The 3,646-nt window shown below is 45.8% G+C and carries 4 protein-coding genes; 3 read left to right on the plus strand and 1 reads right to left on the minus strand.

The window, feature by feature from the left end; genetic code table 11:
- Positions 1-264 (minus strand): hypothetical protein (locus tag ACYTXL_RS17540; protein ID WP_461925855.1); only part of this gene is annotated, 264 nt, incomplete at its 3' end.
- A gap of 445 nt (positions 265-709) precedes the next feature.
- Between ACYTXL_RS17540 and ACYTXL_RS17545 the strand changes: the two genes are divergently transcribed.
- The 3 genes from ACYTXL_RS17545 to ACYTXL_RS17555 form a co-directional block, all read left to right on the plus strand.
- Positions 710-994, plus strand: a complete 285-nt coding sequence (locus tag ACYTXL_RS17545; protein ID WP_292790543.1) for an HU family DNA-binding protein — start codon at positions 710-712, stop codon at positions 992-994.
- A 26-nt stretch (positions 995-1,020) separates the two neighbouring features.
- A complete protein-coding gene (gene cobD, locus ACYTXL_RS17550; RefSeq protein WP_461925856.1) occupies positions 1,021-2,148 on the plus strand; it encodes a threonine-phosphate decarboxylase CobD in 1,128 nt (375 codons plus the stop codon).
- 108 nt (positions 2,149-2,256) lie between these two features.
- Positions 2,257-3,646 (plus strand): dihydrolipoyl dehydrogenase family protein (locus tag ACYTXL_RS17555; RefSeq protein WP_461925857.1); only part of this gene is annotated, 1,390 nt, incomplete at its 3' end.

Below are 3,646 nucleotides of genomic sequence, written 5' to 3' on the forward strand. Positions count from 1 at the left end.
AAACCAGAAAGAAACTTGACTGCGAATGAATTCGCCTGCGGCTAGCCCCCATAAATAGAATTTAGGGGCTACCCCGCCGCAGTTAATCTGGTGTGGGCATTGTGGTTTTGAGCATGACGCTGATATTAATGCTGCGCTAAACATTGCAGCTTTGGGGGTTTCCGTAAACAACCCTGAAGTTCCGGGGATTACTTGCTTGTTGGAAAGACAGCGAAGAAAAGTTTCCGACTGGTGGTGAAATCTGGGACAAAGCCTACTCTGCATTTGGTACTCCAAATCGGTGTAGGTAGTTTACAACAATTGGTTAATCTCAGCAATAACTCTTCAACATCGGTAATTAATCCTAACAAATACTAACGATCTTCCACCTCTCCACTCCCCTGTTTCCCTCGTGATGCCTGCGGTGGGCTGCGCCTACGCAGTATTTACTAGGTATTTTTTCCTATTTTTGGGGTGGTTTTTAGTGAAACAACACCTTAAAATTAGAAAAAATCCTGAAATCTATATAAATTAATGGTTTCATCTATCCACATCAGGCTACAACACCTTAGAATGATTCATTGAAAAGTCGAGCCGATGGGATGTACAGCCGTTTTGAGTAAAAGTACTCCTAAAGGATGATTTTTGTATTTCCGCGAACCGATATTTCACTACGGATGTATTAATTTAGATCCGTAAACAATCTCAAGTAAACCTTCAGGAGTTTGATATGAACAAAGGTGAATTAGTTGATGCCGTAGCTGAAAAGGCTGGTGTTACCAAGAAACAAGCGGATCAAGTCTTAACTGCCGCTTTGGAAACGATTATTGAAGCGGTTTCCTCTAGTGATAAGGTAACGTTGGTAGGATTTGGCTCATTTGAATCACGGGAACGTAAAGCCCGCGAAGGGCGCAACCCGAAAACAAATGAAAAGATGGAAATCCCAGCGACCAGGGTTCCTGCTTTCTCCGCAGGAAAACTGTTTAGAGAAAAGGTAGCACCCCCAAAAGCATAGGTTCTGTCTTCGGGAACCCTTCTTTAATGCGGCAACCTGCACACGGGGGAAATTTAGCCTGGGCAGCAGCACTGGCTGGTTGTCCCCCTGATGCTATTCTGGATTTTTCTGCTAGCATTAGCCCGTTGGGGCCTCCAAATAGCGCGATCGCTGCTATCCAGTCCCAAATTGGTAATCTTAAGCACTATCCAGACCCAAATTATAGTGAACTGAGACTAGCTCTCAGTCACTTCCATCAACTGCCGCCTGAGTGGATTCTGCCGGGTAACGGCTCCGCAGAATTACTTACTTTAATCGGCAGAGAATTAGCTCAATTAGCCGCGACAACTTTAATAACTCCAGCCTTTGGCGACTACTACCGAACCCTAAGGGCGTACAACGCGAAAGTGCTGGAGTGTCCTTTGTCATTAGTCACTGGTCATTGGTCACTTGTATTGACTTGTACTGAGCGCAGCCGAAGTAGCGTTGCCGTTGGCGCAGCCTCTGGTAGAGAAGTATTGACAAAGGACAAAGGACAAAGGACAAAGGACAAAGGACTATTGCTGAATAATCCCCACAACCCAACTGGAAAGCTATTTTCGCGGGACTCTATTTTGCCCTACCTGGAGCAATTTGCTTTGGTTGTGGTGGATGAAGCATTTATGGATTTTGTGCCGCCTAATGAGGAACAAAGCCTGATTCCGGTGGTGCAGGAATATGCGAATTTAGTAATATTGCGATCGCTAACCAAATTTTACAGTCTCCCAGGACTGCGATTAGGATATGCGATCGCACACCCCGACTGCCTAGCTAAATGGCAGCTATGGCGTGACCCTTGGCCTGTAAACACGCTAGCGGCGGCGGCAGCAATTGCGGCACTCCAGGATACAGAGTTTCAGCAGCAAACCTGGGCATGGCTACCACCTGCACGAAACCAACTCTTTCAGGGTTTGGCTAAAATCCCCGGATTGCAACCCCAAGCAAGTGCTGCTAACTTTTTACTCGTTGAGTCCCAAAAGTCTACTTCGCAGTTACAGCAACAATTACTCAAGCATCACCAGATTTTAATCCGCGATTGCCTGAGCTTTCAAGAATTAGGCGATCGCTTTTTCCGAGTTGCTGTACGTTCCCACTCCGATAACCAACGCTTACTAACAGCGCTGAGTGGGGAGTAGGGGTAATGGGGAGGGAAATGAGGGAGCAGAGGGGAAAGAGGTAATTTTCATTCTTCTCCATGCCCCATGCCCCATGCCCAATGCCCAATGACAAATGACAAGTGACTAATGACTATTGATTATGATGTTGTAATTATTGGTGGCAGTCTTGCTGGATACTACGCTGCTCTTGCTGCAACCCAACTACATGCTACAGTTGCCCTGGTGGAACCCAAACTAGACTACGGGTTTGCTCATCACCATGCTCTTACCGAAATTGGTAAACTGGCGCAGAAGTTGAATGATGCCGCTAGTTGTGGTATTCATGCCACACACACTGATACCTCGGAAGAATGCCAGATATCTATGGCATGGCAAGAAGCGATACTGTATGCTGAATGCGTCGCCTCAAATCTCAAAGAACAGCATTCTCTAGCCATCCTTGCTGCGCGGGGAGTCGATGTCATCGTTGGCAATGGTCAATTTGAATCTTCACCCCAATTAGCTTTTGCCGTTAACAATCGCCTACTACGCGCCCGTACCTTTTTGCTGGCGAGTGGTTCGCGTCCAGAAATGCCGGAGATTGAAGGATTGCCAGCCACTGCCTATCTAACCCTATCTAATATTTGGCAATCCTTACAGGGAGGGACATTAGCCGAAAATTGGGTAATTCTCGGCGGAATTCCCCAAAGCATTGAAATCGCTCAAACTTTAGCGCGGTTTGGTTGCAATGTGACGCTGGTAGTCAAGCACCCATATATTCTCCCGCATCTTGACCCTGAGATAGGCATATTACTTCAGGCACAATTGGAAGTTGAAGGTGTGCGCGTCCTCACCGGAAAGCCAGTAACTCAGGTGAGGCTAATTGGGGATAAAAAGTGGATTCAAGCAGGAGATAAGGCCATTGAAACTGATGAAATTTTAGTGGCGACTGGCCAACAGCCAAATTTTGAATCCCTAAATTTGGCAGCAGTAGGTGTGAAATGGCACCGGCGTAGTTTAGTAGTGAATGATAAACTGCAAACCACTAACCACCGGATTTACGCTTGTGGTGATGTAATTGGTGGTTACGAATTTGCCAATATCGCTAATTATGAAGCAAAAATTGCCCTGAACAATGCACTCTTTTTCCCCAGGTTACGAGTAAATTATTGTTCTATTCCTTGGGCGATGTTTTCTGTGCCGATGCTGGCGCAAGTGGGTTTAACAGAAGCGCAGGCAAAACGCCTATTTCGTCGAGATGAAGTTTTAGTTTTACGGCAGTATTTTAAAACAGTGGCAGCAGCCCAACTTGGAGACGAAACCACTGGGATGTGTAAATTAATTGTGCTACGCAACGGGGAAATTTTGGGAGCTTCGATATTAGGGGCAGAAGCTGGAGAATTAATTAATTTGATTGCCTTGGCAATGTCACAAAAAATTAAAGTCAAAGATTTAGCAAATTTATCCCCCGTCTATCCCAGTTTCTCAGAGATTCTGGAACAAACTGCCAGAGAGTGGAGTAAGCAAAAGTTAAATA

The sequence above is a fragment of the Nostoc sp. genome, assembly GCF_054880495.1.